This window comes from Streptomyces sp. NPDC059166 (genome assembly GCF_042755185.1).
Lineage (GTDB): Bacteria > Actinomycetota > Actinomycetes > Streptomycetales > Streptomycetaceae > Streptomyces.
Genome location: NZ_JBHZCI010000034.1, coordinates 56470 through 82230, shown reverse-complemented (window position 1 = coordinate 82230; position 25761 = coordinate 56470). Strand labels below are relative to the sequence as shown.

Annotated in this window: 23 protein-coding genes and 1 pseudogene; 8 read left to right on the top strand and 16 right to left on the bottom strand. The window is 71.7% G+C overall.

The features are described 5' to 3' along the window. Positions 1-182: 182 nt before the first annotated feature. Entirely contained in the window at positions 183-1466 is a 1284-nt protein-coding gene (locus ACFXOA_RS24190; RefSeq protein ID WP_385032259.1) for a DUF6357 family protein, read from the bottom strand. A 186-nt stretch (positions 1467-1652) separates the two neighbouring features. Between ACFXOA_RS24190 and ACFXOA_RS24185 the strand changes: the two genes are divergently transcribed. From ACFXOA_RS24185 to ACFXOA_RS24175, 3 genes are all read left to right on the top strand, one after another. Next, positions 1653-3287, top strand: a complete 1635-nt coding sequence (locus tag ACFXOA_RS24185; RefSeq protein WP_385032273.1) for a penicillin-binding transpeptidase domain-containing protein — start codon at positions 1653-1655, stop codon at positions 3285-3287. 242 nt (positions 3288-3529) lie between these two features. Then, complete coding sequence (locus ACFXOA_RS24180) at positions 3530-4039, top strand: YbaK/EbsC family protein (protein WP_385032256.1); 510 nt, start codon at positions 3530-3532, stop codon at positions 4037-4039. Further along, positions 4036-4887, top strand: coding sequence for an EamA family transporter (locus ACFXOA_RS24175; RefSeq protein WP_385032253.1), 852 nt, complete (start codon positions 4036-4038; stop codon positions 4885-4887). The genes ACFXOA_RS24180 and ACFXOA_RS24175 overlap by 4 nt, the downstream gene beginning before the upstream one ends. Positions 4888-4921: 34 nt before the next feature. Here ACFXOA_RS24175 and ACFXOA_RS24170 read toward each other — a convergent pair whose 3' ends face one another. From ACFXOA_RS24170 to ACFXOA_RS24150, 5 genes are all read right to left on the bottom strand, one after another. Continuing rightward, positions 4922-5722 carry an SDR family NAD(P)-dependent oxidoreductase gene (locus tag ACFXOA_RS24170; protein ID WP_385032250.1) on the bottom strand — a complete coding sequence of 267 codons (801 nt, stop codon included), beginning with the start codon at positions 5720-5722 and terminating at the stop codon, positions 4922-4924. Then, a complete protein-coding gene (locus ACFXOA_RS24165) occupies positions 5719-6879 on the bottom strand; it encodes a serine hydrolase domain-containing protein (RefSeq protein WP_385032270.1) in 1161 nt (386 codons plus the stop codon). The genes ACFXOA_RS24170 and ACFXOA_RS24165 overlap by 4 nt, the downstream gene beginning before the upstream one ends. 77 nt (positions 6880-6956) lie before the next feature. Beyond that, positions 6957-7727 carry an energy-coupling factor ABC transporter ATP-binding protein gene (locus ACFXOA_RS24160; protein ID WP_385032247.1) on the bottom strand — a complete coding sequence of 257 codons (771 nt, stop codon included), beginning with the start codon at positions 7725-7727 and terminating at the stop codon, positions 6957-6959. Beyond that, entirely contained in the window at positions 7724-8485 is a 762-nt protein-coding gene (gene cbiQ, locus ACFXOA_RS24155; RefSeq protein ID WP_385032244.1) for a cobalt ECF transporter T component CbiQ, read from the bottom strand. The genes ACFXOA_RS24160 and cbiQ overlap by 4 nt, the downstream gene beginning before the upstream one ends. A gap of 1 nt (position 8486) precedes the next feature. Then, positions 8487-9533, bottom strand: a complete 1047-nt coding sequence (locus tag ACFXOA_RS24150) for an energy-coupling factor ABC transporter permease (RefSeq protein ID WP_385032241.1) — start codon at positions 9531-9533, stop codon at positions 8487-8489. 176 nt (positions 9534-9709) lie between these two features. On the opposite strand from ACFXOA_RS24150, the gene ACFXOA_RS24145 reads away from it, so the two are divergent. Further along, positions 9710-10084: an SsgA family sporulation/cell division regulator gene (locus tag ACFXOA_RS24145; RefSeq protein ID WP_385032239.1), complete on the top strand. Its 375-nt coding sequence runs from the start codon at positions 9710-9712 to the stop codon at positions 10082-10084. A 150-nt stretch (positions 10085-10234) separates the two neighbouring features. Here the strand turns inward: ACFXOA_RS24145 and ACFXOA_RS24140 are convergent, their stop codons facing one another. After that, positions 10235-12448, bottom strand: coding sequence for an MMPL family transporter (locus ACFXOA_RS24140; protein WP_385032236.1), 2214 nt, complete (start codon positions 12446-12448; stop codon positions 10235-10237). Between the two features lie 119 nt (positions 12449-12567). Further along, entirely contained in the window at positions 12568-13140 is a 573-nt protein-coding gene (locus ACFXOA_RS24135) for a TetR/AcrR family transcriptional regulator (RefSeq protein ID WP_385032233.1), read from the bottom strand. 191 nt (positions 13141-13331) lie between these two features. Here ACFXOA_RS24135 and ACFXOA_RS24130 point away from each other — a divergent pair, with 191 nt between their 5' ends. After that, the gene (locus ACFXOA_RS24130) at positions 13332-16766 is read left to right on the top strand and encodes a S41 family peptidase (protein WP_385032230.1); all 3435 of its coding nucleotides are present in this window, start codon (positions 13332-13334) and stop codon (positions 16764-16766) included. A gap of 289 nt (positions 16767-17055) precedes the next feature. On the opposite strand, the gene ACFXOA_RS24125 is transcribed toward ACFXOA_RS24130, so the two are convergent. The 4 genes from ACFXOA_RS24125 to ACFXOA_RS24110 all read right to left on the bottom strand — a co-directional run bounded on the left by ACFXOA_RS24125 (position 17056) and on the right by ACFXOA_RS24110 (position 20746). After that, positions 17056-17286, bottom strand: coding sequence for a hypothetical protein (locus ACFXOA_RS24125; RefSeq protein WP_385032227.1), 231 nt, complete (start codon positions 17284-17286; stop codon positions 17056-17058). A gap of 87 nt (positions 17287-17373) precedes the next feature. Continuing rightward, positions 17374-18258 carry an SDR family oxidoreductase gene (locus ACFXOA_RS24120; RefSeq protein WP_385032224.1) on the bottom strand — a complete coding sequence of 295 codons (885 nt, stop codon included), beginning with the start codon at positions 18256-18258 and terminating at the stop codon, positions 17374-17376. Next, positions 18255-19226, bottom strand: coding sequence for an alpha/beta fold hydrolase (locus ACFXOA_RS24115; RefSeq protein WP_385032221.1), 972 nt, complete (start codon positions 19224-19226; stop codon positions 18255-18257). Before ACFXOA_RS24115 ends, ACFXOA_RS24120 begins: the two co-directional genes overlap by 4 nt. Continuing rightward, complete coding sequence (locus ACFXOA_RS24110) at positions 19223-20746, bottom strand: flavin-containing monooxygenase (RefSeq protein WP_385032218.1); 1524 nt, start codon at positions 20744-20746, stop codon at positions 19223-19225. The genes ACFXOA_RS24115 and ACFXOA_RS24110 overlap by 4 nt, the downstream gene beginning before the upstream one ends. A 169-nt stretch (positions 20747-20915) precedes the next feature. Here ACFXOA_RS24110 and ACFXOA_RS24105 point away from each other — a divergent pair. Both ACFXOA_RS24105 and ACFXOA_RS24100 read left to right on the top strand, forming a co-directional pair. After that, positions 20916-21536 (top strand): annotated as a pseudogene (locus tag ACFXOA_RS24105) (MerR family transcriptional regulator); the annotation flags it as partial. 192 nt (positions 21537-21728) lie between these two features. Beyond that, positions 21729-22124, top strand: a complete 396-nt coding sequence (locus tag ACFXOA_RS24100) for a GNAT family N-acetyltransferase (protein ID WP_385032267.1) — start codon at positions 21729-21731, stop codon at positions 22122-22124. A 37-nt stretch (positions 22125-22161) separates the two neighbouring features. Here ACFXOA_RS24100 and ACFXOA_RS24095 read toward each other — a convergent pair whose 3' ends face one another. From ACFXOA_RS24095 to ACFXOA_RS24085, 3 genes are all read right to left on the bottom strand, one after another. Continuing rightward, positions 22162-22743: a Uma2 family endonuclease gene (locus ACFXOA_RS24095; RefSeq protein ID WP_385032215.1), complete on the bottom strand. Its 582-nt coding sequence runs from the start codon at positions 22741-22743 to the stop codon at positions 22162-22164. Positions 22744-22844: 101 nt separating this feature from the next. Beyond that, entirely contained in the window at positions 22845-23210 is a 366-nt protein-coding gene (locus ACFXOA_RS24090; protein ID WP_385032212.1) for an iron chaperone, read from the bottom strand. 7 nt (positions 23211-23217) lie between these two features. Further along, on the bottom strand, positions 23218-24033 hold the full coding sequence (locus ACFXOA_RS24085) for an exodeoxyribonuclease III (protein WP_385032209.1): 816 nt from the start codon (positions 24031-24033) through the stop codon (positions 23218-23220). A gap of 50 nt (positions 24034-24083) precedes the next feature. Between ACFXOA_RS24085 and ACFXOA_RS24080 the strand changes: the two genes are divergently transcribed. Continuing rightward, positions 24084-24572, top strand: a complete 489-nt coding sequence (locus tag ACFXOA_RS24080) for a GNAT family N-acetyltransferase (RefSeq protein WP_385032206.1) — start codon at positions 24084-24086, stop codon at positions 24570-24572. Between the two features lie 3 nt (positions 24573-24575). Here the strand turns inward: ACFXOA_RS24080 and ACFXOA_RS24075 are convergent, their stop codons facing one another. Next, on the bottom strand, positions 24576-25361 hold the full coding sequence (locus ACFXOA_RS24075) for an SAM-dependent methyltransferase (RefSeq protein ID WP_385032204.1): 786 nt from the start codon (positions 25359-25361) through the stop codon (positions 24576-24578). Positions 25362-25761: the final 400 nt, after the last annotated feature.

Sequence of the window (25761 nt, the reverse complement as noted above, 5' to 3'; positions counted from 1 at the left end):
GACCGGATGTGGCTGGACACCTGGGTGTAGCAGGGAGAACGAACCAGGAGGGCCCGGCAGTCCGCCGAGCCCTCCTGGTCATCGGCGCCCCGCGCTCGCCGATGCCGGGCGCCCTGCGACGGCCCGCGCACGGCCCGGCGGGGGCCGTCGCAGGGCGCCCGCCGGGAATTGCGGGACAGCCCTCAGCGGCGGGGCCGGGCGGCGGCGCGTGCGCGGCGCGCCCGCTCGAACTCGGCGGCGTCCGGCATCCAGGGGCCGTGCCCGTCGAGGGCGGCGCAGCCGCCACGGGCGAACGCGCGCACCAGCTCGCGGTACCCGTCGAGCCCGTCGACCAGGCCGTACTCGACCCGGTATTCCGGATCCGCCCCGTCCCGGCCCTCGCGCTCCGTCGTGATCCGGGCGATGGAGTCGGCGTAGAAGTGGAGCTGGACGCCCTCGCCCATCTCCTCGTCCTCGATGGTGAACACCTCGTTGTCCCCGGCGGAACGGTCGCCGACGAACTCCCAGAACTCCGCCGCGGCGGTGTGGGGCCCTCCGGCGCGCCACTTCTTCTCGGCGCCCTTGTCGTCGGTGAACGTCAGGGCCTTCTTCGCCGCGCTCCGGGGGGCGTCGCCGGTGGTGTCCGCGTCGGCCGCGTCGGCCTCGTCGTCCTCGAAGGAACGGTTCCTGGCCCGGGCGGCGGCCTCGGAGCACATCAGGAAGCTCACGGTCCGCACCGCGTCGTCGACGAGAGCGGGGTGCGCGCGGCGCACGGCCGCGTCGACCGCCGCCGCCATCCGGTCCCAGTGGCCCTTGTCCGTGGCCCGCTTGCCGCGGCGCGGATCGCGGCCGATCCGCATCCCGGCGGACGCCTGCTCCGCGGTGGCGATCACGCGCAACACCTCGGGCAGCAGCGCGGGGTCGACGGCGTCGGGACTCCGCCTCGGAATCGTCGCACCGTGCAGGTACTGGCCGGTGTACTTCAGGATCGCGGTGTCGAGCGGGCCGAGTACGACGCCCCGCTCGGCACGGCGGCGGGTCGCGTGGTACTCCTGAGCCCGTTTCGTGTCGGCGGTCTCCGTCGCCGTACGCATCGCGGCACAGACCTGGCCGCGTTCGAGCAGGCCGATCTCCGCCCCGTGGGCGATGAGCCGGCTCCTTTCCCACGGGATGTGCCGGAAGAGCGCGTCGACTTCCACGGGCGGGGCGAGCAGGATCGGGTCCAGGAGCGCGGCGGCGGCGTCCTCGTCGAGCGGGCCCCGGGTTCCGGCCGCGTCACACAGCGGGAGGACCGCACTCCACAACAGCAGGTGCCGCGCCAGGTCCTGCCGGATGACCTCGAGGTGGGCGTCCCCGATCGCGAAGGTGAACTCGCGGGGGTCGTGGTTGGCGTCGGCCCCGGCACCGAGCATCAGCCTCAGCTCACCGTCCTGACTGACGACATTCGGTATCCAGCCAATCCCGCGCGTGAAGACGATGTCCCTCATGGGCTCAGTCTTCCCCATCACCCGAGGTCACGGACCAGGTCCGTCCGCCACGGAACGTGAAAGCGCTCTCCTCCCCGCATCGCAGTCCTGTAACGACTGCTTCACAGGGCACGCACATCACGTAGAGTCCCAAGGGAACTCTTGGATTTGAACACGTTCAAGAGGCACGGGGAGGGGGACTGCGGGATGCGCGGTGGAGCGAAGGTAGCCATAGTCGGCGGGGTGTTCGTGCTGGTGGCCGGGGGACTCGGCTACGGCGCGTACGACATGCTGCTCGGGGGTGACGGGGGCTCGGGGATCGAGACGGCCTCCGAGTCCTCCGAGGTGAGGACCGGGCCGCCGGACAAGAAGGAGATCAAGGAGACCGCCGAGGGGTTCCTCAAGGCGTGGGCGTCCGGCGACGCGCCGGCCGCCGCGCTGCTCACGAACAACGAGTCCGCCGCCGAGCCGCTGCTGGCCGGGTACGCCGAGGACGCCCATGTCACCGAGGCCGTGATCACCCCCGGCCCCGCCGTCGGCGCCAAGGTGCCGTACACGGTGAAGGCGACGGTGTCCTTCGAGGGGAAGACCAAGCCCTGGTCGTACTCCTCCGAACTGACCGTGGTGCGCGGGCTGACGACCGGGAAGGCGCTGGTCGACTGGCAGCCCACGGTCATCCACCCGCAGCTGACCGAGGGCGCCACGCTGAAGACCGGCGAGTCGTCGACGGCGGCGATCGAGGCCGTCGACCACGACGGCAAGGTGCTGGACAAGGAGACCTACCCGTCGCTCGGGCCGATCCTGGACACCCTGCGTGAGAAGTACGGGGACACCACCGGCGGTTCACCGGGCATCGAGACCTGGATCGAGCCCGCGGACGAGCAGTTGCCGAACACGACGCTGCTCACGCTCGCCGAGGGCAAGCCCGGCAAGCTGCAGACCACGCTCGACGCGGAGGCCCAGGCGGCCGCGGAGAAGGCGGTCAAGCAGTTCAGCTCGGCGTCCGTCGTCGCCATCAGGCCGTCGACCGGATCGATCCGCGCCGTCGCCAACAACCCGGCGACCGGATACAACACGGCGATGCAGGGCGCGCAGGCACCCGGTTCCACGCTGAAGATCATGACCGCGGCGATGCTCCTGGAGAAGGGCCTGGTCACGGCGAACGGCCCGGTGGAGTGCCCCAAGGAGGCGATGTACCAGGGACGTACGTTCCATAACCTCAAGTACTTCGAGCTCCCTCCCTCCAACAACTTCACCACCAGCTTCGCGCGCTCGTGCAACACCGCCTTCATCAAGCTGATCGACGACACCCACGACGACTCGGCACTGCCGAAGATCGCCCGTGACGTCTTCGGGATCGGCCTGAACTGGAAGACCGGCATCATCTCCGTCGACGGCAGCGTGCCCGACGAGACCGGCGGTGAGGCCGCGGCCCAGTACATCGGGCAGGGCACCGTCCAGATGAACGCGCTGAACATCGCGTCCATCACCGCGACCGCGCACAACGGCACGTTCCACCAGCCGGTGATCGTCCCGCAGGACCTGGACGGCCGTCAGCTGGCCACCGCGTCCCGCTCGCTGTCGCCGGGTGTCACCCAGCAGCTGAACAACATGATGCGGGCCACCGCCTCCTGGGGCACCGGCGCCGCGGCGATGGCCTCGGTACACGGCGACAAGGGCGCCAAGACCGGCTCGGCCGAGGTCGACGGGCAGGCCACGTCCAACAGCTGGTTCACCGGCTTCAACAACGACCTCGCGGCGGCGGCGGTCGTCCAGTCCGGCGGCCACGGCGGCGACGCGGCGGGTCCGGTGGTGGCCGCGGTGCTGCGCGCGGGTCAGTAGGCGCGTGCGGACGCCGAGGCGTGAGCGCGGGACGGGACCCACGGGCCGGGCCGGAGGCGGATCATGCCTCCGGCCCGGCCCGCTGCCTTGCATCGGCGGGCAGGGCCGCCGCCCCTCCCCCCGCGGGCACCCGCATGTCACCGTCACGCCCCGTACCGTCCTCCCGGAGTCGGGGTGCGGACCGGCACAGGTCACCGGAATGCTGTGGTCCGCGACGGGGGCGGTTCAGTAGCGTGCGGGGTATGAGCACTTCCGACACCACACCGGCCACGACCTCGTCCGACGCCCATCCCCGGTTCGCCGAGGCCCTGCGGGAGCTGGGCCTCCAGGTCGAGGTCCGCCGCTTCCCCGACGCGACGCGTACCGCCGTCGAAGCCGCAGCCGCGATCGGCTGCGAGCTGAGCCAGATCGTCAAGTCCCTGATCTTCGAGGCGGACGGGGCGCCCGTGCTGGTCCTCATGGACGGCTCGTCGCGTGTCGACGTGGAGCGCGTACGCGATGAGCTGGGCGCGGAGAAGGTCACGCGAGCGCGGGCGGACCTCGTGCGGGAGACCACGGGGTACGCGATCGGCGGGGTGCCGCCCTTCGGCCACCGTACGAGGACCCGGGTGCTGGCCGACCGGGGCCTGCTCGCCCACGAAGAGGTCTGGGCCGCCGCCGGGCACCCCCACGCCGTCTTCCGGACCGCCCCCGGGACCCTGGTCGAACTCGCCGGCGGCACCCTGGTGGACGTACGCGAGCGGACCGCGTGACCCCGCTGGTGGCGGCGGCCGTGCTGGCCGCCGCGGTCACGCACGCCGGCTGGAACGCGATCGCCCACGCGATACGCGACCAGCTCCTCTCCTTCACCCTGATCTCCGGCGGCGGCGCGCTGATCGGCCTCCTGCTGGCCGCGTTCGCGCCCCTCCCGGCGGCCGGGGCCTGGCCGTACCTGCTCGTCTCCGCCGCCCTGCACGTCGCCTACATGCTGCTGCTGATGCGGTCGTTCACCCTGGGCGACTTCGGCCAGATGTATCCGATCGCCCGGGGTACGGCCCCGCTCGTCGTGACACTGCTGGCCGCCGTCTTCCTCGGGGAGCGCCCCGACGCCTGGGCGACGGCGGGGGTCGCGGTGGCGTCGGCGGGGCTCGTCGGCCTCGCGCTGTGGGGCATCCGCGGTTCCGGCAAGCGCCCCCACTGGCCGGCGATCCTGGCCGCCCTGGCGACGGGTCTGGCCATCGCCGGGTACACCACGGTCGACGGCGCCGGGGTACGCGCCTCCGGTACACCGCTCGGCTACATCGCCTGGCTGATGGTCCTGGAGGGGATCTCCATCCCCGCGTACGCGTTCTGGCGGCGCCAGGGTGAACTGGTCACCCAGCTGACCCCGTTCGCCGCCCGGGGCCTCCTGGGCGCCGCGATGTCGGTGACCGCCTACGGGCTCGTCCTGTGGGCTCAGACGAAGGCCGAGCTGGCACCGATCGCCGCTCTGCGGGAGTCCTCGATCATCGTGGGCGCCGCGATCGGAGCGCTGTTCTTCAAGGAGCGCTTCGGCACCCCGAGGATCGCCGCGGCCGGGCTGATGGTGGTGGGCATCGGGCTGATGCTGCACACCGGTTGAGGAGGCCGCGGGGTGCGGGCCCTTTCGGGCCGGGCTACCCCGCGCTCCCGGATTCGCCCGCCATCGCCCTGCGGAAGCCCGTGTTGACGCCGAGGAGGCCGCCGTCCACGCGGAGTGTGGTGCCGGTGATCCAGGCGGCGTCGGCGGAGGCGAGGAAGGCGACGGCGGAGGCGATGTCCTCGGGCTCGCCGATCCGCCCGAGGGGATAGAGCCCGGCGGCCCGCTTCAGGGCGTCGTCACGTCCCGCCCAGGCCCCTGTGCGGACGGTGCCCGGCGCGACCAGGTTGACGCGGACCCCGCGCGGCCCCGCGTGGCCGGCGAGGGTACGGGTGAGGCTCGCGAGGCCGGACTTCGCGGCGCTGTAGGCGTGGCCGCCGAAGTCCTGTTCGCCGTTGACCGAGCCGATGCTGACGATCGCCCCGCGGCCGGAGGCGACCAGGTGCGGGAGTGCGGCGCGGGAGCAGCGGTAGGGGCCGGTGAGGGTGATGTCGAGGGTGTGGGCCCAGGAGTCGTCGTCCTCGTCCTCGAAGAGCGGTGCGTCGTCGTGGTGGGCGTAGGCGTTGTTGACGAGGACGTCGAGGCGGCCGAAGGCGGTGACGGCGTGGGCGACGGCGGTGTCGACCGCGGCCCGGTCGCCGACGTCGCAGGCCAGTGGCTCGGCGGTGCCGCCCGCCTCGCGTATCGCGGCCGCCGTGCGCTCCGCGCGGGCGCCGTCCAGGTCGGTGACGAGGACCGAGGCGCCCTCGGCGGCCAGTCTGTGGGCGGTCGCCGCGCCGATGCCCTGTCCGGCGCCGGTGACGAGCGCCGCGTACCCGTGGAAGCGTGGTGGTGTCATAGCGCCGACCGTACTGCCCTGATCAGGGCCTGGGCACGGGGGTCGGCGGTGACTCCCTTCTGCAGACCGTTCGTCACATAGCCGAGTGCGATGCCGGATTCGGGGTCGGCGAAGCCCAGCGATCCGCCGCGGCCCGGGTGTCCGAACGACCCGGGGCCGAGCAGCGGGGCCGCAGGTCCGTGCAGCATGTAGCCGAGGCCGAAGCGGGTGCCGACGACGAGCACCCTGTCGGGTCCGGCGGACTCCTCGGTACGGGCGAGGGTCAGGGTCGCCGGGGCGAAGAGCCGCTGCCCGTCCACCTCGCCGATCATCGCCGCGTAGCAGCGGGCGAGGCCGCGGGCGGTGGCGACGCCGTTGGAGGCGGGGAGTTCCGCGGACCGGTAGGCGGGGTCGTTCTCCTCGGGGAGGGGGTCGATCGCCCCGAAGGCGCGGCGGGTCAGCGACGACGGGTCTGCGTACGCCTCCACCACCGACCGCTTGGGCCGGGTGCGCAGTGCGCCGCCGCCTTCCACGGGCGGCGGTTCGACCGGTCCGATCCTGCCGATCCGGTGGGCCTCGTCCTCGGGGAGCCCGAACCAGAAGTCCAGCCCCAGCGGGCGGGCGATCTCCTCGGCGACCCAGCGGCCGATGGTGCGGCCGGTGGCCCTGCGCACCAGTTCGCCGACGAGCCAGCTGTAGGTCTGGGCGTGGTAGCCGTGGTCGGTGCCCGGTTCCCACTGGGGGCACTGGGCGGCCACCGCCTCCGGGCCGGAGACCTGGTCCATCGCCTGCCGGGGCGTCAGCGGCCGGTCGAGGGCGGCGAGACCGGCGCGGTGGGCGAGGAGGTGGCGTACGAGGACGCGTTCCTTGCCGTTCGCCTTGAACTCGGGCCAGTAGGTGCCGACGGGGGCGTCCAGGTCGACCTGCCCGCGCTGGTGGAGCAGCAGGGGTACGGCGGCGGCGATGCCCTTTCCGGCCGAGCGCACGATCTGGACGGTGTCCACGGCCCAGGGTTCGCTGCCGTCGACGTCCCGCGTGCCCGCCCACAGGTCCACGACCTTGCGGCCGTGGTGGTAGAGGGCGACCGCCGCTCCCCGTTCCCCGCGTTGCTCGAAGTTGCGGACGAAGGCGTCCCGTACCGCTTCGAATCCCGGTGTCACCGTGCCCCGTACGTCCACGCCTGCTCCCGCGCTCCCGCTCATCCCTCCATGGTGCATCCCGCCCCAGGTGGAACGGGGGGCGGGTCACCTCCTGTTCACGGACGCGGTACGGACACGGAACGCGGGTCGAAGCCGAAGGGCAGCTCCAGCCGGTGCAGGCGCATGAGTTCCCGGTCGCACAGGAGGTCCTGGGTGCGGTCGTCGGCGGCGATCACCCCGTCGCTGAGGATGACGGCCCGGGGGCAGAGTTCGAGGGCGTAGGGGAGGTCGTGGGTGACCATCAGGACGGTGACGTCCAGCGACCTCAGGATGTCGGCGAGTTCGCGGCGGGAGGCGGGGTCCAGGTTGGAGGAGGGCTCGTCCAGGACGAGGATCTCCGGCTCCATCGCGAGGACGGTGGCGACGGCGACCCGGCGGCGCTGCCCGAAGGAGAGGTGGTGCGGGGGCCGTGCGGCGAACTCCTCCATGCCGACCCGCCTCAGCGCGGTGGCCACCCTCTCCTCGAGTTCGGGGCCGCGCAGTCCGGCGGCCGCGGGGCCGAAGGCGACGTCCTCGCGGACGGTGGGCATGAAGAGCTGGTCGTCGGGGTCCTGGAAGACGATGCCGACGCGGCGCCGGATCTCGGCGAGGTTCCGCTTGCCGACGGGCAGGCCGGCGACCCGGACCGTGCCGGCGCCCGCTTCGAGGATCCCGTTGAGGTGGAGGACCAGGGTCGTCTTGCCCGCCCCGTTGGGGCCGAGCAGCGCGACGCGCTCTCCGCGGTCCACGGTCAGGTCGACGCCGAAGAGGGCCTGGTGGCCGTCCGGATAGGCGTAGGCGAGGCCGCTGACCTCGAGGGACGGTACGGGTGCGGTGGGGTGGCTCATAGCGTCCATCCCAGCAGACAGACGAGGAGGGCGAGCGCCGGGAGTGCGGCGGCGTGCGCCCACTGGGTCCGGGAGGCGGTCACCTCGTCGATGACGGGCATGGTGCCGGTGTAGCCACGGCTGACCATGGCGAGGTGGACGCGCTCGCCGCGCTCGTAGGACCGGATGAACAGGGCCCCCGCGGTCTTGGCGAGTACCCCCCAGTGGCGTACGCCGCGCGCCTCGAACCCGCGGGAGCGGCGTGCGACGGACATCCGGCGCAGCTCGTCGGTGATGACGTCGCCGTAGCGGATCATGAAGGAGGCGATCTGTACGAGCAGCGGGGGCAGTCTGAGCCGCTGGAGGCCGAGCAGCAGGTCGCGCAGTTCGGTGGTGGAGGCGAGGATCACCGATGCGGCGACCCCGAGGGTGCCCTTGGCCAGGACGTTCCAGGCGCCCCAGAGGCCGGGGACGCTGACGGACAGGCCGAGGACCTGCGTCTGCTCGCCGGGCACGACGAACGGCATGAGCAGCGCGAACGCGACGAAGGGCACCTCGATGAGGAGCCGCTTCAGCAGGAACCCGGCGGGGATCCGGGCCGTGGCGGTGACCGCGGCGAGCAGGAGGGCGTAGAGGCCGAAGGCCCAGACCGCCTCGCGGGGGGTCGAGACGACGGCCACGACGAAGCAGAGCACCGCGGCGAGCTTGCAGTGCGGGGGCAGTGCGTGGACGGGTGAGTGCCCGTGCCGGTAGAGCTTGTGGGCGTGGCCGGCGCCCATGTCAGACGGCTTCCGCGGTGCGGTGGTCTTCAGGGGTGCGGCGCTTGCGGACCGCGAGGAAGACTCCGGTGCCGACGGCGACGGTGGCGCCGACGCCGATCACTCCGGCGAGCCCTCCGGAGATCCGGGCGTCGCTGATGTCCTTCACGCCGTAGTCGGCGAGCGGGGAGTCGGCGGTGTGGTGCTCCTGGACCTTCTCGTCGATGCCCTTGTCGGCGGCGACCTTCTCCAGGCCGTCGGGGCTGGCGGAGGCGTAGAAGGAGACGAAGCCGGCGAGGACGACGGCGGCGGCCAGTCCGGCGGCCCACACGGCGCGCGTGGAGCGGGCGGCGACGGGTTCGGGGGCGGCGGCGGCCGGGGCATCGACGAGTTCGCCGTCGACGCGGAGCTTGAGCGGCGCGGACAGTCCGCGTGCGCCGTGGACGAGGTCGGGGCGTACGGCGAGCACGGTGCCGACGGTCAGCGCGGTGATCAGGGCCTCGCCGATGCCGATCAGGACGTGGACGCCGACCATCGCGGTGAAGACGTTGTCGAGGGGGACGTCGGTGGTCCCGCCGACGGCGTAGATCAGGGTGAACGCGACCGCCGCCGCCGGTACGGAGACCAGCGCGGCGACGAAGGAGGCGATGGTCGCGGAGCGGCGGGTGGGGGGCAGCACCCGGGTCAGGCCGCGGTAGAGGGCGTAGGCCACGACCACGGTGACGACGCCCATGTCGGTGATGTTCACCCCGAGCGCGGTGAGGCCGCCGTCGGCGAAGAGGACGCCCTGCATCAGCAGCACGACGGCTATGCAGAGCACCCCTGTGTACGGTCCGACGAGTATCGCTGCCAGCGCCCCGCCCAGAAGGTGTCCGCTGGTGCCTGCGGCGACGGGGAAGTTCAGCATCTGCACGGCGAAGATGAACGCGGCGACGAGGCCGGCCAGCGGTGCGGTCCGCTCTCCGAGCTCCCTGCGGGCACCGCGGAGGCTGACCGCGACCGCGCCCGCGGCGACGACACCGGCCACGGCGGAGACAGGTGCGTTGATGAAACCGTCGGGTACATGCATGGAGTGGCTCCGCTTTCGGGCGTTGCTGCTGGCGGGGTCGGGAACCGCTCAATGATAGGGCCCTGTTGCGAAGCGTTCGCAAGAGCGCAGGCACGACAACTGTCCGCCCCTCGAAATGCCCGAAAGGGAAATTGTGCGACATTTAGGGGGAGAGTTCGATACAGGAGGAGCCGGCCATGTCCCCAGTCATCCAGGAAGACGCCCGCGCCCGGCTCATCACCGACGGCCCCGACCCGCGACCGGTCCCCGTGGGGCTGCGCTACGACCCCGAGAAGCCGAGGGTGGTCCAGGTCCGGCTGCCCGGCGGGGTCGACTGGACCTTCGGCCTCGACCTGCTGGAACGCGGGCTGCGCTCCCCCGTGACCCGTGACGACATCCGGGTCTGGCCCTGCGGGCGGGCCCAGCTCGTCCTGGAGCTGCACTCGCCGGACGGCGTCGCGGTCCTCCAGTTCGACAACGCGCCGCTCATCCGCTTCCTCACCAGGATCCGCGCGGCGGCGGCACCGGCACGCCCCCCGGCCTCCGCCCCCGCGGCCACCACCACCGCCTGAGCGCGCGGCCACCGCCGCCGCCCGGGCAGGGGTCGAGCCCCCGTGCAGTCGCGCACGGGGGCTCGTCCTGCCCCGGTCCCCCGTCCCCACAGGTAACCGGCGCTCCGGGGCCGCGCTCCGCTCAGGCGCGGACCCCGGGGTCCTGATGTGTCACACGCGGACCAGTTCCCGCTCCCCGCCGCCCTCGGCGGGGCCGTCGGAGAGGTCCTTGCGCAGGCCCTCGCCCTCCACGTCCACGTTGGGCAGGATCCGGTCCAGCCAGCGGGGCAGCCACCAGGCGCGCCGGCCCAGCAGGGCCAGGACCGCGGGCACGATCGCCATGCGGACCACGAACGCGTCGAAGAAGACGGCGATGGCCAGCGAGAAGCCGATCATCTTGATCATCTGCTCGGACGAGCCGATGAAGCCGGCGAAGACGGCCATCATGATCACCGCGGCGGCCGTGACCACCCGGGCCCCGTGCTTGAAGCCGGTCACGATCGCCTGCCCAGGGGTCTCCCCGTGGACGTGCGCCTCACGCATCCGCGTGACCAGGAAGACCTCGTAGTCCATCGCGAGACCGAAGACCACGCCCACCATGAAGATCGGCATCATGCTCATGATCGGACCGGTCTGCTCGACCCCGAAGAGCGATCCGAGCCAGCCCCACTGGAAGACCGCGACGACCGCGCCGAGGGCCGCGACCACCGAGAGCAGGAAGCCGAGGGCCGCCTTCAGCGGGACGAGAACCGAGCGGAAGACCACCATCAGCAGCAGGAACGCCAGGCCGACGACGAGCGCCAGGTAGGGCAGCAGCGCGTCGTTCATCTTCTGCGAGAAGTCGATGTTCATCGCGGTGGCGCCGGTGACCAGCACCTCGGCACCGGTCTCGTCCTTGATGCCGGCGCCCGCGTCGCGGATGGCGTGGACGACGTTCTCCGTCTCGACCGAGCTCGGCCGGTCCTTGGGGATGACGGTGATGGTCGCGGTGTCGCCGGCCTTGTTGAAGGTGGCCGGGGTGACGGCGGCGACTCCGCCGGTGCCCTCGATCTCGTCGGAGACCCTGCTCACCGCGGCCTTGCCGTCGGAGCTGTTCGCGGTGTCGACGACGACCATCAGCGGGCCGTTGAACCCGGGGCCGAAGCCGTCCGAGAGCATGTCGTACGCCTGGCGCTGGGTCGTCGACTTCGGCTGGGCGCCGTCGTCCGGGAGACCCATCTCCAGCGAGGCCGCCGGGACGGCGATCGCGCCGAGTCCGAGGACACCCACCAGCAGCACCCACACCGGGCGGCGCAGCACGAAGCGTGCCCAGCGCGTGCCCATGTTCGGCTTGGCCTCGGGCCTGTTCTCGGCCTCGGCGGCCTTGCGCGCCCTGCGCCCCATGACCCGCTTGCCCGCGAAGCCCAGCAGCGCCGGGACGAGGGTGAGCGCGATGAGGACGGCGATCGCGACCGTGCCGGCGGCGGCGAAGCCCATCTTCGACAGCATCGGGATGTTGACGACGGCCAGACCCACCAGGGCGATGACGACGGTCAGCCCGGCGAAGACCACGGCGGATCCGGCGGTGCCGACCGCCCGCCCGGCGGCTTCCTCGCGTTCCCGGCCCTCGGCCAGCTCGGCGCGGTAGCGGGACACGATGAACAGCGCGTAGTCGATGCCGACGGCGAGGCCGATCATCATCGCGAGCGTGGAGGTGGTGGAACCGAGGTCCAGGACGTTGGCCAGCGCGGTGATCGTGGAGACCCCGATACCGACCCCGATGAGGGCGGTCAGCAGCGGCAGACCCGCGGCGATCAGCGATCCGAAGGTGATGACCAGGACGACCGCGGCGATCGCGACACCGATGATCTCGGTCGCGCCGGTCTCCGGCATGACCTGGAGGGCGTCACCACCGATCTCCACCTTCATGCCGCTGTCCTGCGCGTCGTGACCGGCGTCCTCCAGGGCCTCACGGGTCGCGTCGGTCAGCTCCATGGAGTTGACCTTGTACGACACCGAGATGTAGGCGGTGGAGCCGTCCTGGCTGACGGCCTTCGCGGCGAACGGGTCGGCGACCGAGGCGATCTGGTCGGAGCCGGACTGCAGCTCCTTGACGATGTCCTGGATCTCGGCCTTGTTGGCCGCCGTGGTGACCTTCTCGCCGTCGGGCGCCCCGAAGACGACCCGGGCGGTGGCGCCGTCTGCGCTCGCCCCGGGGAATCGTTCCTCCAGCAGGTCGAAGGCCTTCTGGGCCTCCGTGCCGGGGATGGAGAAGGAGCTGGAGGTGGCGGTGGCCGCGGAGGAGGCGCCGAAGCCGGCCAGGGCCAGCAGCGCCACCCAGATCAGGGCGACATAACGGCGTCGCCGGAAGGCGAGCCGTCCAAGTTTGTACAGGAATGTAGCCACGGAAGGGTACTCCCGGTCAGGTCGTTGAGTGGAAGAGGGCGTGAGGAACCAGCCCGACGACGAGAGCGGCGTGTCAGGTGGAGCGTCGGGGAGCAGTTCGTACGGGTGGGGAGGGGACGTCAGACGCCGAGGGCGGGGAACACCACGGCTTCCGCGTAGTCGGCGAGGAAGGCCTGGTCGACAGGCCGGTCCTCGACCATCTCGCGAGCGGCGAAGGCGCCGATCATCATGTGCGGGACATAGCGGAGCGCCGGGTTGTCGGCGCGCACCTCTCCCCTGTCCACGGCTCGCTGGAGCAGCGTTCCGAGTCCGGTCATCTCCGGCTCGATCAGCAGTTCCCGCAGCGCCTGGAAGAGGTCGGGATTGTTGTGGACGGCATGGCTCAGACCCCGCATCAGCGCGGAGTTCCGCTCCATCTGGCAGTCGTCGGTACGCGCCATCGCGGCAAGGAAGTCACCGCGGAGCGTGCCCGTGTCGAGATCGCCGAGGTGCACCGGCTTGTCGTTCCGGAGCGCCTTGACGACCAGCTCGGCCTTGCTCCCCCACTGGCGGTAGAGGGTGGCCTTGCTGGAGCGCGTGCGGGCGGCGACGGCGTCCATGGTCAGGGCTTCGTACCCGACCTCGCCCAGCAGGTCGAGCACGGCCTCGTACAGTTCGCTCTCGCGCTCGGGCGTGAGCCGGCTGCGTGCCATGGTTCGACCTCCTCTTTCCTTGTGCCCGCCGGATCGTACGTCAGCCGAGCGTCTTCATCGAAGATCGACTAACGGAACGAAACCGTTTCGTACACTTCGACGTTACCCCCTCGCTGAGCGAAACGAGACAGTTTCGCTTGTGTCGCGCACCACAAGTTGCCGGGGGCCCTGCGCACGGAAAGCATTGGAGGGTGAGTGACGACGCCGCGTATCTCCGTTTCCCGCACCTCCACGAGGACTTGCTCTGCTTCGTGGCGGAGGACGACCTGTGGGTCTCCCCGCTCGCACCGGCGGGGCAGCGGCCCGGCCGGGCCTGGCGGCTGACGGTCGACCGGACCAGACTCGGCCACCCGCGCTTCGCGCCCGACGGCGGCCGCATCGCCTACACGTCCTGGCGCACCCTCGATCCCGAGATCCACGTCGTCCCCGTCGACGGCGGCCCGGCCCGCCGCCTCAGCCACTGGGGCTCCACGGATGCCCGGGTCTGCGGCTGGACGCCCGACCCGGGGGACTCCGCGCAGATCCTCGCCGTCTCCTCGCACAACCAGCCCTTCTCGTACTTCTCGTGGGCCTACAGCGTGCCGACCGACGGCAGCCCCGGCGGCAGGCTCCCCTGGGGCCCCGTCTCCGACATCGCCGTCGCCGACATCGACGGCAAGCGGCGCACCCTGCTGCTCACCGGGAAGCCGCCTCACGAACCGGCCGCCTGGAAGCGCTACCGGGGCGGGGCCATGGGACGGCTGTGGCTGCACGGGGAGCGGCTGCTGCCCGACATCGGCGGCCATCTGGAGGCCCCGATGTTCGTCGGCGGGCGGATCGCCTTCCTGTCCGACCACGAGGGCGTCGGCAACCTGTACTCCTGCCGGACGGACGGCGGCGACCTGCGCAGGCACACCGACCACGACGCCTTCTACGCCCGGCACGCCTCCGGCGACGGCTCCCGGGTCGTCTACCAGTGCGGCGGCGACCTGTGGATCGTCGAGGACCTGGAGTCCCCGGACGCGGGACCCCGGAAGCTGGAGGTGCGGCTCGGCGGCCCGCGCACCGGTCGGCGCACCTACCAGGTGCCGGCCTCCAGCCATGTCTCCTCGCTGGCCGTGGACGAGACGGGACGGGCGAGCGCCGTCTCCGTACGCGGCAGCCTCTACTGGCTGACCCATCGCGACGGCCCCGCCCGCACCATCGCCGACACCCCCGGGGTGCGGGTCCGCCTGCCGGAGATGCTCGGCAGCAGCGGACAGGTCGCGTACGTGACGGACGCCGAGGACGAGGACGCCGTCGAGATCGCCCACCTCCCCCGGGCCAGCGGCGACCGCCCGCCCCGGCGGCTGGCCGCCGGGCGCCTGGGCCGGGTCCACGAGCTGATCTCGGACCCGGACGGCGAACGGCTGGCCGTCGCGTCCAACGACGGGCGCCTCCTGCTGCTGGACACGGCCGCGGAGGAGACGGCCGGCTTCCTGGACCCGGCGTCCGGGGACGGCTCCACCGGCACCCCGGAGGAGTCCCCCGCGGAGCCCGAACCGGTCGCCCCGCCGAGGACGCTCGCCGCTCCGGGGGTCCTGGACCTGCCGGCCACCCCGGAGGACGGCGTCACCGAGCTCATCCGTTCCGTCAACGGCCCCGTCCGCGACCTGGCGTTCTCCCCGGACGGCCACTGGCTGACCTGGTCGCACCCCGGGGTCGGACGGTCGCTGCGGCAGATCAAGCTGGCGCGGATCACCGGGCCCGACGCCCCGGTGATCGTCGATGTGACCAACGGCCGCTTCGAGGACGAGAACCCCGTCTTCACCGGCGACGGCCGCTACCTGGCCTTTCTGTCCTGGCGCGGCTTCGACCCCGTGTACGACGTCCACACCGGCGACCTGTCCTTCCCGCTGGGCTGCCGCCCCTATCTCGTCCCCCTCTCCTCAGCGACACCGTCCCCCTTCGCGCTGCTCCCGGACGGCAGGCCGGCCGCCGGCGGGCTCGACCCGGTGGACGTCCCCGAGGGCCCGGTGGAGGGCCCGACCGTCATCGTGGAGTTCGAGGGGCTGGAGAGCCGGGTGACACCCTTCCCGGTCTCCGCGTCGAAGTACTCGGGCCTGCAGCCGGTGAGCGGCGGCGGCCTCGTCTGGCTGCGCTGGCCGATCTCCGGCGCGCTCGGGGAGACCTTCGCGAACCCGGCCGACAAGTCCGGACGCCCCACCCTGGAGCACTTCAACATCACCAAGGCCCGCAGGACCGAACTGGTCGACGACCTCGACTGGTTCGCGGTCAGCGGCGACGGGTCCCGGCTGGTCGTCATGGACGAGGGCGAGCTGCGCGCCGTGCCGTCCAACGAGTCCGGCGACGGCGACACCACGGTCTACCTCGACCTGCGCCGCATCCTGCACGACGTCGATCCGGCGGCGGAGTGGCGTCAGGCGTACGGGGAGGCGGGGCGCATCATCCGGTCCTACTTCTGGGAACCGGACATGTGCGGCATCGACTGGGACGGCGTCCTGGACCAGTACCGTCCGCTCGTCGAACGGGTCTCCTCCCCCGACGAGTTCGCGGATCTGCTGCGCGAGGTCCTCGGTGAACTGGGCACCTCCCACGCGTACGTCGCGCCCGCCCGCCGCAACGAGGGCCCTCCCCACTACCAGCGGGCCATCGGGCTGCTGGGCGCCAACTTCGTCTGCCGGGACGGCGACTGGACGCTCCTGCGCATCCTGCCCGGCGACTCATCCGACTCCAAGGCCCGTTCACCGCTCGCCGGTACGGGAATCCGCGAGGGCGCCGTCCTCACCCATGTGGACGGCCGGCCGGTCGACCCGGTCGCCGGCCCCTACCCGCTGCTGACGGCCGCGGGCGGCACCACGGTCGAGCTGACCTTCCGCCCGGCGGGCGGCGAGGGCGGCGGCCGCTCCCGTCGCATCGCGATCGTCCCGCTGGTCGACGAACGGCCGCTGCGCTACCAGGACTGGGTGGCCAAGCGGCGTTCCGTAGTACGGGAGTTGAGCCACGGCAAGTGCGGATACCTGCACATCCCCGACATGGGCGGCTCCGGCTGGGCGCAGTTCAACCGCGATCTGCGCCTGGAGGTCTCACGGCCCGCGCTGATCGTCGACGTACGGGGCAACGCGGGCGGCCACATCAGCGAGCTGGTCGTGGAGAAGCTGACCCGGACGATCCTCGGCTGGGACCTGACCCGCAACGCCCAGGCGGTGTCGTACGCCTCCAACGCCCCGCGGGGACCCGTCGTGGCACTCGCCGACGAGGCGACGTCGTCCGACGGGGACATGATCACGGCCGCCTTCCGGCTGCTGAAGCTGGGACCGGTGGTGGGGCAGCGCACCTGGGGCGGCGTGGTCGGCATGACCGGGCGGCACCAGCTGGGCGACGGCACGGTGATCACGGTGCCGATGAACGCCGCCTGGTTCGACGCCTACGGCTGGACCGTCGAGAACCACGGCGTCGAACCCGACATCGAGGCACAGCGGACACCGCTGGACTGGGCGGAGGGCCGCCACGCGGTACTGGACGACGCCGTGCGGGTGGCCCTGGACCTCCTGGCGGCCCGGCCCGCCTCCACGCCCCCCACCTACGACACCGCCCCGGACCTCCGCCGGCCTCCGCTGCCCCCGCGGCACACGTCCGGCGGCTGAGGAAGGTACGGCCGCGGGGCCGATGCCCCCGGGGGCGGCGGCGCGTCACTCACGCACCCTGCCTGCAGGGGCCGTAAGCCTGGACGTCACGCGCGGACCGCCTGCCCATGCGTATCGCGTGGGTATCACGCGCGGACCGCCTTCAGGCGCATCGCGCGGGCGTCAGGCGCTGAGACCGTACGCCTGGGCGTGACGCACGGACCGTACGCCCGGGCGTCACGCGCGGAAGGGGCGTACCCGGGTAACCGGGTACGCCCCAACCAACCGCAGACGCTCAGGGCGTCAGCCGTCAGCGCTCCGAACGCTCACGCGGACGGTCCTGGCCGCCCTGCGAGCGGTCGCGCGCCTCGGGGCGACGGCCCTGGCCCTGAGCCTGGCCCTGGGCCTGGCCCGCCGGGCGGCGCTGGGCGTCGGCGGAGCGCTCACGCGCCTGCTGACCCTGCTTGCCACCGGCCTTCTGCTGCTTGGCCTGGTCGGCGAGCTCCTGCGCCTTGTCCTTGAACTGGTCTGCGATACCCATGCTGTTCACTCCTATGTGGGTGCGTGGGGTTGGTCCCCGGTGGGACCTCGCTCAGACTTACACACCCGGACATTCGCCGCATTTCGATCATTGACGCTGAGTTCGCGCCGCCCGGTCCGCCTCGCCGCCGGCGCCCACGAGCCCCTTGCTCACCCCGTCGAGGCGGGAGCCGAAGCGCTTCATCTCGCGCTGTCCGATCGTCCCGATCACCATCGGGAGGTACCCCCTGACGGACTGCATCCCGCGCAGCCACCACTGGGCGTACACATGCGCGGAGCGGCGTTCGATCCCGGCCACGATCCTGTCGACCGCGGGGCCCAGCGGGTAGGTGCGGTTCGTCGGCCAGGGCAGCCGCTGCCTCAACTCCCGCATCACGTCGTCCTCGTCGGCCCCGCGGACCATGTCCGTGTCGGTCCAGGAGAGGTAGCCGACGCCGACCTTCACCCCCCGGTGACCGACCTCGCCGCGCAGGCAGTGGGCGAACGCCTCGACTCCCGACTTGGACGCGCAGTACGCGCTCATCATCGGCGCGGGGGTGATGGCGGCGAGCGACGCTATCTGGAGGAAGTAGCCCCGGCTCTCGATGAGGACCGGCAGGAACGCCCGTGCCGTCACCGCGCCGCCGATCAGGTTCACCTCGATGACCCGCCGCCACGCCTCCGGGTCGGAGTCCACGAGCGGCCCGCCGGTGGCGACGCCCGCGTTGGCGACGACGATGTCCACCTTCCCGAAGCGCGCCTTGACCTCCTCGGCGACCCGGCTCATCGCGGCGTGGTCGGTGACGTCCGCGTACCAGTGGTCGCTGGTGGAGTGCAGCCGCTCGGAGACCTTCTTGAGCTCGTCCGGTTCCAGGCCGACCAGAGCCAGGGTCGCTCCCCGCGCCGAGAGTTTGCGGGCCAGCAGTTCGCCCACTCCTCGCGCCGCACCCGTGACGACGACGACCTGTCCTTCGAGACTCCTGCTGCCGCTCATGCGACCTCCTCCTCGCCCACTGCGCCCGCCCCGTCGACGGCATCGACGGCTACGGCTCCTTCCACGGTGACGTATCCGGCGGCCAGTTCGCGGAGTTTCTCCGTGACCACCTCGGGCGCCTCCACGGGGGTCATGTGGCCCATGCCCGCCAGCACGGTCAGACCGAGACCGTTCGGCAGTGCCGCCTCGATGGCCCGCGCGTGCACCGGCGGCGTGAGCCGGTCCTCCGTACCCGCGATGACCGCCGTCGGCAGCCGCAGCTCCCGCACCCCGGCCTCCAGGTCGAGATCCGCGAGCACGCGCCCCCAGGCCACCCGGGCCCCACGAGGACACGCGTGGACGATCCTGGCACAGGTGTCGACGCGGTCGGGCGCCGAACCGCGCCCCATCGTCGCGTACTTGAGGACGGACCTGGACACCGCGTTGACCGGACCGAGCGGCGCGCGCGCGGCGAGCACCGCCGCCGTCATCCTCGTACGGAGCGCACCTGCCCGCAGCGGCAGGACCAGGGACTCGGCGGTCAGCCGGGAGCTGCCCGTGCTGCACAGCAGCACGGCGGCCCCGTGTTCCCGTACGGCGTCACGGCCGGCGGCCGCCATGATCGTCATCCCGCCCATGGAGTGCCCGGCGAGTACCGCCTTCCGCCCCGGTTCGAGCGTGGCCCTCAGGACCGCTTCGAGGTCGTCGGCCAGTGCCCGGGTGCTGTACCCGTCGGGGCCCGCGGCAGGGGAGCGGCCGTGGCCGCGCTGGTCGTACGCGATGACCCGGTGGTCCGCCGACAGCGCGTGGATCTGGGCGTCCCAGAAGCGGGTGTTGCAGGTCCAGCCGTGGGCGAGGACGACGGCGGGCGCGTCCTCGGGGCCGTGCAGTTCGACGTTGACGCGTTTGCCGTCCGCGGAGAGGACACTCAGCTCACGCTCGGGCACGGGGGCGGCGGCGGTGGCCGCCTGCTGGGTCAGCCGGCTCATCGTGCGGCCTCCTCGGTCACGGTCTTCGCCGTGGTGCGGGTGCGGTCGGGGGAACGTACGACCTCGTACTCCGCGAGGTCGACGGTACGGGTGGCCCGCCGGAACTCGGCGGTCGTTCCGGGCCAGACGGTGGTGTTGCGGCCGTTGTCGTCGAGGTACCAGCTGGTGCAGCCGCCGGTGTTCCAGACGGTCCGCCTCATCCGGTCCTGGACCCGCCGGTTCCAGGCGCCGACCGCGGAGGGACGGGCGTCGAGCGCCACCCGTCCGCCCAGGACGTCGAGCTGGCGGAGGTAGTCGGCCATGTAGTTCAGCTGGGACTCGATCATGAGGATCATGGAGGAGTTCCCGAGCCCGGTGTTGGGCCCGATGATCGTCATCCAGTTGGGGAATCCGGACGCCGTGGCCCCGCGCAGGGCCTTCATCTCGTCCTTCCAGGACTCGGCGAGGGTGATCCCGTGGGCGCCGACGACCCTGGTGGCGATCGGCATGTCCGTCACATGGAACCCGGTGCCGAGGATGATCACGTCCGCCTCGGTCTCGCTGCCGTCCGAACCGACCAGGGTGGAACCCCGCACCTCGGAGAGCCCGGAGGCGATCACGTCGACATTCGGCCGGGCGAGCGCCGGGTAGTAGGCGTTGGAGAGCAGGATGCGCTTGCAGCCGATGCGGTACGAGGGGGTCAGCCTGGCCCGCAGCGCGGGGTCCTTGATGGCACGCGCCATGTTCGACTTGGCTATCGACTCGACGAGCCCCAGCTGGTTGGGGTGCTTGGTGAAGGCCCCCACCTGCAACTCACGGATGCCCCAGAGCAGTCCTCGGCGCGCGGTGGCGGTGAAGGGCAGCGCTCGGTGCAGCCACTTCTCGGCGCCGCTGATGGCGCGGTCCATGCGCGGCATCACCCAGGGCGGGGTCCGCTGGAAGAGGGTCAGCCGGCCGGCCTTCGGCTGGATCTCCGGCACGATCTGGATCGCGGAGGCGCCGGTGCCGATCACGGCGACCCGCTTGCCGCTCAGGTCGTAGTCGTGGTCCCACTGCGCGGAGTGGAAGACCTTGCCGGGGAAGTCCGCGAGCCCCGGGATGTCCGGGAGCTTGGGGTCGGAGAGCGGGCCGGTGGCGGAGACGACCGCGTCGGCGGTGACGGTCGCCCCGTTGTCCGTCTCGATCACCCAGTGCAGCTCGTCGTTGTCCCAGCGCATGACGGTGACTTCGTGGTTCAGCCTGATGTGCGGGCGCAGCCCGAAGGTGTCCGCCACGTGCTCCAGGTAGGCGCGTATGTGCTGCTGCCCGGAGAAGGTGCGCGGCCAGTCGGGGTTGGGCGCGAAGGAGAAGGAGTACAGGTGGGACGGCACGTCGCAGGCGCAGCCCGGGTAGCTGTTGTCGCGCCAGGTGCCGCCGACGGCTCCGGCCCGCTCCAGGACCACGAAGTCGGTGATTCCCTCACGGCGGAGCCGGACCGCGGCGCCGAGGCCCCCGAATCCGGATCCGATCACCGCCACTCGTACGTGCTCGTGCTGGGCCATGCTGCCGCCTCCCCGCGGTACGTGACACGACTCTGCCAGCAATCACTGGCATGGTTGGGAGGGTAGAGCAGCTCCGTACCGATGGGTAGGGGTCGGGACAAGGGAAGTTACCGGCGGTACAACATAGGGTGCGGGTGTGGCCGAAGGAGACGAACACCGCGAGTACCGCATGGAGGAGCTGGCCAGGGAGGCCGGCATCACCGTGCGCACCCTGCGTTTCTACCGGGAGCGCGGCCTGATCCAGCCACCCCGCCGCGAAGGCCGTATCGCCTGGTACGACGACCACCACCTGGCCCGGCTGCGCACCATCACCGGCCTGCTGGAGCGGGGCCACACCCTCAACGGCATCGCCGACCTCGCCGCCACCTTCGACAGCGGCCGGGACGTCGCCGAGGTGCTCGGCCTGGGCGAGCCGACCGAGGAGACCCCGGTCCGGCTGACGCCCGAGCAGCTGGCCGACTACTTCCAGGACGAGGCCACGGCGGAGAACCTCGCCGCCTCCATGGAGCTGGGCTACCTCGGCATCGACGGCGACGAGATCGTCCACATCAGCCGACGCCTCCTGGAGGCCTCCTCCGAGCTGGTGCGGGCCGGTGTGCCGCTGGGCGCGGTACTGGCGTCCGGCCGCGAGGTCCGCGCCCACGCCGACGCCTTGGCCGACCTCTTCGTACGGGTGCTGCACAGGCACGCGGCGCATTCCGATCCGGACCAACTGCGGGCCCTGGCGCATGCGGTGGTCGACGCGGAACTCTCGATGTCCCTGGACCGGCGGCTGCGCGAGGACGGCGGCGCGTACGACGGGACGCGGACCGGAAGCCCCGGGACCCGGCCGGTCACCCCCGTCGACGTCCTCGACGCCGGTGAACTGGCGGCCGACACCGAACTGCGGAACCGGTTCGCCGGGTCGGCCCACCGCATCCTGGCCGATCTGGTCGCCTCGGGCGCCGCGCTCGGCTGGACCGAACCCCCGTCGCCGGACGAGGTGGCCACCCTGCTCGACCACGTCATCACCGCCGCCCGGGCCGGGGACGCCGCTCTGCGGGCCGCCTACTCCGGCGACCGCCTGGTGGGTCTGGGCTACTGGACGCGCTACGGCCGCCCCACTCACCGGCCCCACGCCGACCTGGAGAAACTCGCGGTGGATGCCGCCGCACACGGCCTGGGCACGGGCCGCGCCCTGGCCCGCGCCCTGATCGCCGACGCCCGGAAGGCCGGGATCGAGGTTCTGACCCTGGACGCCCGGGGCGACAACGCCGGCGCCCTGCGGCTCTACGAGTCCCTGGGCTTCACCGAGTACGGCCGCCTGCCCGGTTTCGTCGCCGTCGGCGAACGCCGCTACGACAAGGTCCTCCAGATGCTGGACCTGCGACAGCCCTGACCTGGACCTCGCAGGCCCGGCAGCGGGACGGCCTGGTTCAACCGCCGGCGGGCGCGCGGTAGCGGGTGAGGCCTCCGGTTTCGAGGGTGAACTCGCCCACGATGATCACGTCTCCGAAGACATGGCGCTGACGGTTGTCCCAGTCCTCACCGGCCGGCTGCCAGTAGTGGACGCACGTGCCGTCGCGCGGGTCGACGATCAGGTAGTGCGCGATCCTCATCCGTGCGTAGTCACGCACCTTGTCGCGATAGTCGTTGGACGAGTTCGACGGCGACACGATCTCGATGACCACCAGAGCCTGGTCGGCCGGAATGGCCCGGTCCTCGCTCTCCTCCACGTCACGAGGAATGACACAGAGGTCGGGGATGCGCAGAATACCGAGCGCGGGATCCTCCAGATCGGTCTCCGCCATGACCGACATCGAGTCGCCTCCCTGCGTGATCAGCTGATCACGCAGCCGGTTGGCCACACGTTGATGAGCCATGACAGGACTCATCATCATCAGCAGCCGCCCGTCGGAGATCTCGCCGTACAGGACCTCGGTCCGCTCCATCAACTGGTCGCGGTAATCACGCAGGTGCCGATAGATCTCGTCCCGGGTGTCCGGCTTGAGGCTCATGACATCACGGTACATCTCGCCACCGCACCGACAAGCCCCTCCGGATACCCGCCCTGCGGCCCTGACCTGGGCCTCGCAGGCCCGGCCAGGACCTTCGTGGATCAGCAGGGTGTGCCCGGCAGCGCCGCCGTGGCCCTGAGCAGATCCCGCACCAGCCCCAGGTCGACGCTCTCCGGCTTCCGGAACCGCAGGCAGCCCTTCCCCATGTCCTGGCCGGCGAGCCGCTCCTCGAACGCCTCGCGGACGTCGGCGCGCATGAGGTAGAAGGAGATGTACAGCTTCTGGCTCGCGAACGCGATCTCGCAGGCGCCGTCCCGCTCGTAGGCGGGCATCCCGTACGCCATGCGCTCCTCGAAGCCGGCCAGCTCCTCCCGGCACAGGTTCCGCATCGCGGTCAGCACGGACCGGCGCTCCTCGGCCGCCTCGGCCAGGTAACCGTCGACGTCGCCCGCCTCGCTCCGCACCACGTCGGCGTCAGCGCTCGTAGGTGACGGTGACCGGCGCGTGGTCGCTCCACCGCTCGCCGTGCGTCGCGGCCCGCTCCACATGGGCCTTGACCGCGCGGGCGGCGAGTCCGGGGGTCGCCACCTGGTAGTCGATCCGCCATCCCGCGTCGTTGTCGAAGGCCCTGCCACGGTAGGACCACCAGGAGTACGGGCCCTCCTGCTCCGGGTGCTGGGCGCGGACCACGTCCACGTACTCCGCCTCGTCGAACACCCTGGTCAGCCAGGCCCGCTCCTCGGGGAGGAAGCCGGAGTTCTTCTGGTTGGCCTTCCAGTTCTTGAGGTCGGCCTCCTGGTGAGCGATGTTCCAGTCACCGCACACGACGACCTCGCGGCCGTCGGCGGCGGCCCGCGCCTTCAGGCCCACGAGGTAGGGGAGGAAGGCGGCCATGAAGCGCTCCTTCTCCTCCTGCTTCTCGGTGCCGACGTCACCGGAGGGCAGATAGAGGCTGGCGACCGTCACACCGGGGAGGTCGATCTCGACATAGCGGCCCGAGGTGTCGAATTCCTCACATCCCGGCACATCGAACCCTCCGAAGCCGATCTGCACGCGCTCCGGCTCGCGCCGCGAGTAGACAGCGACGCCCGCGCGCCCCTTCGCGGCCGCCGGGGCGTACACCACATGCCAACCGTCGGGCTCCCGCAGCTCCTCCGGGAGCTGCTGCACCTCGGCGCGGACCTCCTGGAGGCAGATCACATCGGCCTCGGTCCGGCCCAGCCACTCCACGAAGCCCTTCTTCGCGGCAGCCCGGAGTCCGTTCACATTCACGGTGGTAACAGTCAGCATCCCGGTACGATACCTACAAAGGGCTAGTGCATACCTGTACCATCACTTGAATGAATATCCAGCCCCGGCCGTTCGACCACCCTGACGCGGTCAAGCTCAACGACATGGTGCAGCTCGAATACGCCGAGCGCTACGGCGACGGGGGCGATGTCACCCCCCTCGACGCCACGATGTTCGACCCGCCCCGCGGCCTCTACCTGCTCGCCTACGACGAGCAGGACCGCCCGGTGGCCACCGGCGGCTGGCGCGGCCAGGAGGAGAACGAAGAGGGCTACTCCGACGGCGACGCCGAGATCAAGCGGATGTTCGTGACCGCCGAGGCCCGGGGCCAGGGCCTCGCCCGCCGCATCCTCGCCGCCCTGGAGGCCGACGCCCGCGCCGCCGGACGCACCCGCATGGTCCTGGAGACCGGCGACCAGCAGCCTGAGGCGATCGCGCTGTACACGTCCAGCGGCTACACGCCCTGCCCGAAGTTCGGCCACTACCGGACGTACGACAGCAGCATCTGCATGGCGAAGTCCCTGACCGGCCCCGTCTGACCCTTACGGAACCCGCGCCACCCCGACGTAGAACCCGCTCCGCTCGTACACCGGCGCCGGTTCGTCGCGGTACCACTCGGGCGCGGTGACCAGCCCCGGCTCGACCAGCTCCAGCCCTTCGAAGAAGGGCTCGACCTCCTGCCGGGTACGCATCCGCAGGGCTATCGCACCCCTCTTGTACGCGGACTCCGTCTCCTGCCTGAGCTCGGGGTGCTGGTCCGCGGTGCCGTGCGAGAGGACCAGGAAGCTTCCCCCGGGCAGTGCCTCGACCAGCCTGCGGGTGATGCCGTACGGGTCCTGGTCATCGGGCAGGAAGTGCATCAGGGCGATGAGGGACAGTGCGACGGGCCGGGTGAAGTCCAGCGTCCGGGCGGCCCGTTCGAGTATTTCCGCAGGCCTGCGCACATCGGCGTGGATGTAGTCCGTGGCCCCCTCGGGGCCGCCCGCCAGAAGCGCTTCCGCATGACGCAGGACGATCGGATCGTTGTCCGCGTAGACGACCCTGGCGTGCGGTGTGACGCCCTGGACCACCTGGTGGAGGTTGGGGGCGGTGGGAATGCCCGTCCCGATGTCGAGGAACTGGCCGACGCCCTGTCCCGCCAGCCACGCGGACGCCCGGTGCATGAAGGCCCGGTTCCGCGCCGCGTTGGCCCGCGCCTCGGCCGGCAGTTTCCCCGCGACCTCCTGGTCGACCGGGTAGTTGTCCTTGCCGCCCAGCAGCCAGTCGTAGACCCGTGCCGGGTGCGGCTTGCTCGTGTCGACCGAGGAGTCGGGTATTCCGGCAGTCACAGGAACCCTCCATGCGTACGGAACCGTGGAGCACGCGCCCCGGACCCGGCCACCGCGGACCTCAACACCGTTCATCGGCAGGCCGGATGAGCGAGTCCGGCCCAGGTTACCGGCTGGTCTCCTCCACCGGGACAGTGCCTTCGCGCATTCACCTGGTCCGGTCCCCGGCCTCAGCCCACACCAGCTTGCCGGGCGCCCCGCCCTCGGCCGGACACCCCGGTCGTCGGACAGTACGTCCACGAGCATCAGTCCCCCGGACTCCGCGTCGGCGGGACGGCCTCCGGGACTCAGGACGGGCCACCGTTCGACCCGGGCGCCGGCGACCTCCACCCGAACAGCCCGGCCGCAGGGGCCGGTACTGGCGGTCGGCCCCGCGTCCTGGGCCGCCTTCGTACGGATT